5 protein-coding genes are annotated in these 5847 nt (G+C 49.5%); all 5 read right to left on the reverse strand.

What is annotated here, in order from left to right; translation table 11 throughout:
* Nucleotides 1–279: 279 nt before the first annotated feature.
* The 5 genes from Q4A89_RS11480 to Q4A89_RS11500 all read right to left on the reverse strand — a co-directional run bounded on the left by Q4A89_RS11480 (nt 280) and on the right by Q4A89_RS11500 (nt 5445).
* Entirely contained in the window at nt 280–615 is a 336-nt protein-coding gene (locus Q4A89_RS11480; RefSeq protein WP_303185635.1) for a YegP family protein, read from the reverse strand.
* A gap of 113 nt (nt 616–728) precedes the next feature.
* Complete coding sequence (locus Q4A89_RS11485; RefSeq protein WP_303185637.1) at nt 729–1331, reverse strand: RNA polymerase sigma-70 factor; 603 nt, start codon at nt 1329–1331, stop codon at nt 729–731.
* 133 nt (nt 1332–1464) lie between these two features.
* Entirely contained in the window at nt 1465–2628 is a 1164-nt protein-coding gene (locus tag Q4A89_RS11490) for a HAMP domain-containing sensor histidine kinase (RefSeq protein ID WP_303185639.1), read from the reverse strand.
* Nucleotides 2629–2724: 96 nt separating this feature from the next.
* Complete coding sequence (locus tag Q4A89_RS11495; RefSeq protein WP_303185640.1) at nt 2725–4842, reverse strand: M3 family metallopeptidase; 2118 nt, start codon at nt 4840–4842, stop codon at nt 2725–2727.
* A 24-nt stretch (nt 4843–4866) separates the two neighbouring features.
* Nucleotides 4867–5445: a hypothetical protein gene (locus tag Q4A89_RS11500; RefSeq protein ID WP_303185642.1), complete on the reverse strand. Its 579-nt coding sequence runs from the start codon at nt 5443–5445 to the stop codon at nt 4867–4869.
* Between the last annotated feature and the right edge of the window lie 402 nt (nt 5446–5847).

Raw genomic sequence — 5847 nt, forward strand, 5'->3', positions numbered from 1 at the left:
CAAAATCCGGCAGATATACCCAAGAGAAAGTATAATTATTTTATTGATCAATAAAGAATTGTCTGTTTTTAAGGGGAGACTATTTAACCAAGGGCTGAAGACCTGAATTAAATTCATTCTTATTTGTTCTATTGCGGAATCTGGGCTGAAATCACGAAGGGGGTGAAAGCACTCCCTTCGCGTTCTTGGCTCTTTCGGTCCTATATATCCTAAAAAAACGATTTCAGTACCTATAGAACGATTGACTGTCGGTCGGATGAAAAGTCGTCGTTCATTACATTACGCTAACGTTTGGTCTTCGATAGCTGCATCGGGAGCGTTTTTCTGCACCGAATTGATACCGTTATCACGTGAAGCTTCGCTTTCGTACATTTGGCTGCTGCCGATTACTTGTCCGTTCGTAGCCTTCAGGTTAAAATAAAATTTGCCGTTTTTTGCGATATGCTTTTCAAAACGACTTTCCGTCTGTGCATTTTTCTTTACGGATTCTACTCCGTTCATACATGCAGCCTTGGTTGTGTAACCTTCACTCGATAAAATCACCTGCCCGTTTGTGGCTTTCAGATTAAACTGAAATTCACCGTTCTTTCGGGTTGAAATTACAAATTTTCCCATTGTCTTTGTTTTATTTTGATGATAAATATTTTTGTCGTTATTTAAACAAGCAAACGGCTACGATTGTTCAAACTCGAACCACAGATTAGATGAGTTTTCTTACCAAGCGTCATTTATCCTGATGGCAGATTACCCATGGTATCGATATACGCACACAGCAGGAGTAGTAACGGATAGTAATCTTTCAGCTCATTCCGCAAGGTTTTCAAGGCTTTGCTCATGCGGGCTTCGACGGTTTTAAGAGATACATCGAGTTGCGTGGCAATTTCGCGATACGTCAGTCCGTTGAAGCGGTTCATCTCGAATACTTCGCGAATATCGGGTGATAATTTCTCCAACGCCTGGTGAAGGAGGGCTTCAAGTTCGCTCAAGGTGTAGAAATCTTCGGGCGACATGAAGGCATGGGGTAGCTCGACTTGATCGGTATATCGGGCAGTAACCGATTCTTTACGCAGATAATCCGTACAACTGTTGCGGACACTGGTAAGCAGGAAATTGCGGAAAGAGATGCGGATGTCGATGATTTTACGATTTTTCCAGACTTTCAGAAATGTTTCCTGCACGATATCTTCCGAAGTCTCCAGATCATTTACATACCGTTGAGCAAAAACGCACAGAGCGGGGTAAAATTCAAAAAATAACTCTTTGAAAGCCTCGCGGCTGTCATGAACGGCTATTTTTCTGAAAAGATTTTCGATGTATGCATCGTTTTTCATGTTGTTTGTTTTCCCCTCGATATATTACGGATGATTCACCGCAAATGTATAACATATCGGGCAGATGTGCAAACTGTGCAGATTTGTTTTTATGCGGGTTTGCCACGCAATGTGAGCGATGGAAACTCTGCTCTTATTGGGTGGGTGGGCGGAGGCGCATCTCGATACGGAAGGTTGTGCCTTTGCCCACTTCGGACGATTTTACATAAATTTCGCTGCCGGGTGTTGTCTCCACGATACGGCGGACGAGTGACAGGCCCAGTCCCCAGCCGCGTTTTTTGGTTGTATAGCCGGGGTTGAAGATCGTCTGAAAACGTGATTTCGGAATGCCTTTGCCGGTGTCGGTTACATCGATCCAGCCGCGTTGCTTGCGGCTGCCCGTGCGGAAGGTGATCGTACCCTGTCCCTCCATGGCATCGACAGCATTTTTCGTCAGGTTTTCAATCACCCACGAAAAGAGCGACTCATTCATGAGTACGAATAACGGTTCGTCGGACAGCTCCGTTTCGATGCGTACTTTAGACGAGATGCGTGTGCTCATGTAGTCGCACGCCGAGCGGATGGCCTCATTCACGTTGAGGGGTTTCAGCGCCGGGTCGGAGCCGATTTTCGAAAACCGGTCGGCAATCACTTCGAGCCGTTTCACATCTTTCTCCATCTCGTGCAGGTACGTGCCGTCCACTTCTTTCGTCTTGAGGTATTCGATCCATGCGATGAGGGAGGAGATGGGGGTTCCGAGCTGGTGAGCCGTTTCTTTCGAGAGACCTACCCATACTTTGTTCTGTTCGGCTTTTTTGGTGCTGGCTAATGCCAGAAACGCAAGCAGGATAAAGACGAAGACGACGGAGAGCTGTATATAAGGATACATCAACAGTCGTTTGAGGAGGATCGAATCGTCGTAATAGAGGTATTGGTATGAGTTGGGGCCGATTTCGACGGAAATGGGCGGATTCTTCGAACGGAATTCGGTGACTTTCCGTTTGAGAAAAGCGTCTTCGTCACTGCCGCGCACGTCGATGTTACGGTGACTGAGGATATTTCCGGCATCATCGCAGAGGATAACAGGAATCGATGTGTTTCCTTCGATAATGCGGAGGACGACCATCAGGTTTTGATCCGTGTTCTCGGTTGTCAGGACGCGGTAGGCTTCCGTCCATATCTCCATTCGCACACGTTCTTCGCGTGCCAGTTTCCGGATCAGCATATCGGACACGACGACCGAGGCGATAGCAATCAGTACGGCTCCGATGATGAAGGCATATTTCAGATTCCGGCGCGACTCATATAAATTATTCATAGCTTATCGTTCTTGTATCACCTACGTTAGTAAACGATGATGAATATGAAATATTATACGCGTCGCGCCGGAATGGAGAAACGTTTTTTATTCGTCTTATTTGAGTCCTCTGTTTTTCAACAGTGGCGTTGTCGTGGCTTCTTTGCCGCGGAAGTTTTTGTACATCACATCGGCATCGTCGATACCGCCGGGTGTCAGGATATATTGGCGGAACTTATTGGCCGTTGTGCGGTCGAAAATATCGCCCGTTTCCTTGAATGCTTCGAAGGCGTCGGCATCCAGCACCTCCGCCCAGATGTAGCTGTAATAGCCTGCGGTATATCCTCCTCCCATCGTATGATTGAAGTAGGTGCTGCGGTATCGGGGTGGGATTTGCGCGAGCGCTTTACGACGCGTCATCGCTTCGTCTTCGAATTTCAGGACATCGAAGCCATCGGGGATTTCCTGCAGCACGTGGTAATCCATATCGAGATACGAGGCCTGCGTATATTCGGCTGTGATGAATCCCTGTCCGTATTTGCTGCTCTTATCCAGCTTGTCGATAAGTTCCTGCGGCATGTCTTCGCCCGTCTGGTAATGTTTGGCGTAGACTTTCAATACTTCGGGTTCGAGTACCCAATGTTCCATCACCTGCGAAGGCAGCTCGACAAAGTCGCGCGGTACGCCGGAGATGCCGTAATAGTGAACGTCGCGGAAGAGGCCGTGAAGGGCATGTCCGAACTCGTGGAACATGGTTGTCGCTTCGTCGATACTCAGCAGCGCGGGCTGACCGGCTGTCGGTTTCGTGAAGTTGCACACGATCGTTACGACGGGAGCCACGCGCTGTCCGTCCTTATACGTTTGCGGGCGATACGAGCCGCACCATGCTCCGCCCCGTTTGCTGGAACGGGGGAAGAAGTCGAGGTAGAGCACACCCAAATGCGTGCCGTCGGCATCCTTACATTCGAAGGCCGTCGCTTCGGGATGCGGTCTGGGAATGTCTTTGATCTCGGTAAAAGAGATGCCGTAGAGGCGGTTGGCAACGTAGAACATGCCGTCGCGCACTTTTTCGAGTTGCAGGTAGGGGCGCACCACATTTTCGTCGAGGTCGAATTTAGCCTTTACGACCTTTTCATTATAATAACGCCAGTCCCAGCCCTGCAGCGGCTCGTCGAGACCGTCCTGCTTCATGGCGGCCTGCAGGTCGGATAATTCGCTTTGGGCTTTCAGGAGCGCCGGCGCCCAGACTTCGTCGAGGAGTTTATACACGTTGGCTTCCGTTTTGGCCATGCGGTCGTCAAGCACAAAAGCCGCATACGTTTTGTAGCCCATCAGGCGGGCTTTCTCGAGGCGCAGGCGAACGAGTTTATTCACCACTTCCTTGTTGTCGGTCTCGTTATTCCGGTTACCGCGGCTGATGTAGGCGTTGAACATTTTTTCGCGCAGCTCGCGACGGTCGGAATATTGCAAGAACGGCATCACGCTGGGATTGTGGAGCGTAAAGATCCATTTCCCTTCCTGTCCGGCGTTCTTTGCTTCTTCGGCAGCCGAGGCCACGAGGCTTTCGGGCAATCCGGAGAGATCGTCCTGCTTATCGACGACGAGCCGGAAGTCGTTCGTTTCTTTCAGCAGGTTCTGTCCGAAGGTAAGTTGCAGCAGCGAAATTTCGCTGTTCAGTTCGCGCAGGCGTTCCTGCTTGTCGGACGGCAGGTTGGCGCCACTGCGTACAAAACCTTTATAAACTTCGTCGAGCAATTTGGCCTGTTCTTTATCAAGCCCCAGCTCGGCTTTACGGTCATACACCGCCTTTACGCGGGCAAAGAGCTGAGGATTCAGGTTGATATCGTCGTTATGCTTCGATAACATCGGCGAGAGTTCACGGCTGAGCGCTTGCATCTCGTCGGAGGTGTTGGCGCTGTTCAGTCCGTAAAATACGAGGCTGACCTTGCTCAGTAAGCGTCCGGCCTGATCGAGCGCCACGATGGTGTTCTCGAAGTTGGCCGCTGTGCTATCTCCCGCGATGGCTTCGATTTCGCGCTGATGCTCTTCCATCGCTCGGAGGAAAGCGGGTTTGTAATGTTCCATTTTGATTTCCTCGAAAGGAGGCACCTGAAAAGGTGTGGTGTATTCCGCAAAGAAAGGATTTTCCTGCGTCTGTGCCGGAGTGTCGGCCGGCTTTTGTTTGCATGCGCCGACGATTGCTGCCATTCCCATTAAGATGACTGTTTTTTTCATTGTTAAGTTCTGTTTATATTGTGATTATTGATAATGCTTATTTCGGTCGCATGAGAGATAGAGATGATAGCCTTCTTCTCCCTGCAGAGCTTCTTCGATCGAGGCGCGTACGTATTGCGTGCCGTCGGCCGTCCGGAACGTATAGCGGTAGTGGTAACGGATGTTTTCATCGCTTACCTTGCCCGATGCCCGTTTCAGTCGTTCGTGCAACATGCGGAAAAGCTTACGGGGCGTGCTGCCCGATGCTCGCCCGAACGGATCGATTCTGACTTGACTTACTTTGCCGTCTTCGTATTCCACCTTTGCGCCGCGCGTATTTTCGTCGCGAGGCATAAACAGGCCGAACGTTACCCGGCTCACCTCGTCTTCGGTGTATTCGACACGCGCCTTGTTGAAAAGGACACCGTAAAGTTCTATTTCGTTACCTTCGTAAAACACGCTGCGACCTTTCGTTTCTGTTTGCTTCATGCCGTTGGCCGTCATGACCTGTTCGACCTCGCTGGCTGTCATGCCCAAACGTACGCCTCCAAGCGACTCGAAGCCATCTTGCGCCATGGCCTGACCGCAAATCAATACACACATTAATACAATAAATTTCTTCATGTCTCTCTGTAATTTAAACTTTTATTTCATGACAACGGGCACAAATATATGAAACTTTCGTCTTGTGAGCAAGAGCGGATGAACTTCTTCGTTTGCCCTGCTCGCTGCTCCGCCGGCTCACTGCCCGATGCCGAATGCCGAGGCGTTCGAGATAGGATTCCTCCCTGCGTTCGGAATGACAAATTCCGAGACTCTGCGGGGCTTACAAGGGCTGAAAGCCTAACATAATTATCAGCGTTCAGCCATCAACATTCGTACATCGTAATTCGTCATTCGTAATTTTGATTCGTGTTCAGCGGTCAGATTTACCACAAGTTTCACAGGTTTTTATTTGCGTTGATTCGCCGCCATTTGCGCCATTTGCGTAATTTGCGTTCGGATAAATGATTTTCATTCAACGTT

This window comes from Tannerella sp. (assembly GCF_030528505.1).
GTDB lineage: Bacteria > Bacteroidota > Bacteroidia > Bacteroidales > Tannerellaceae > Tannerella.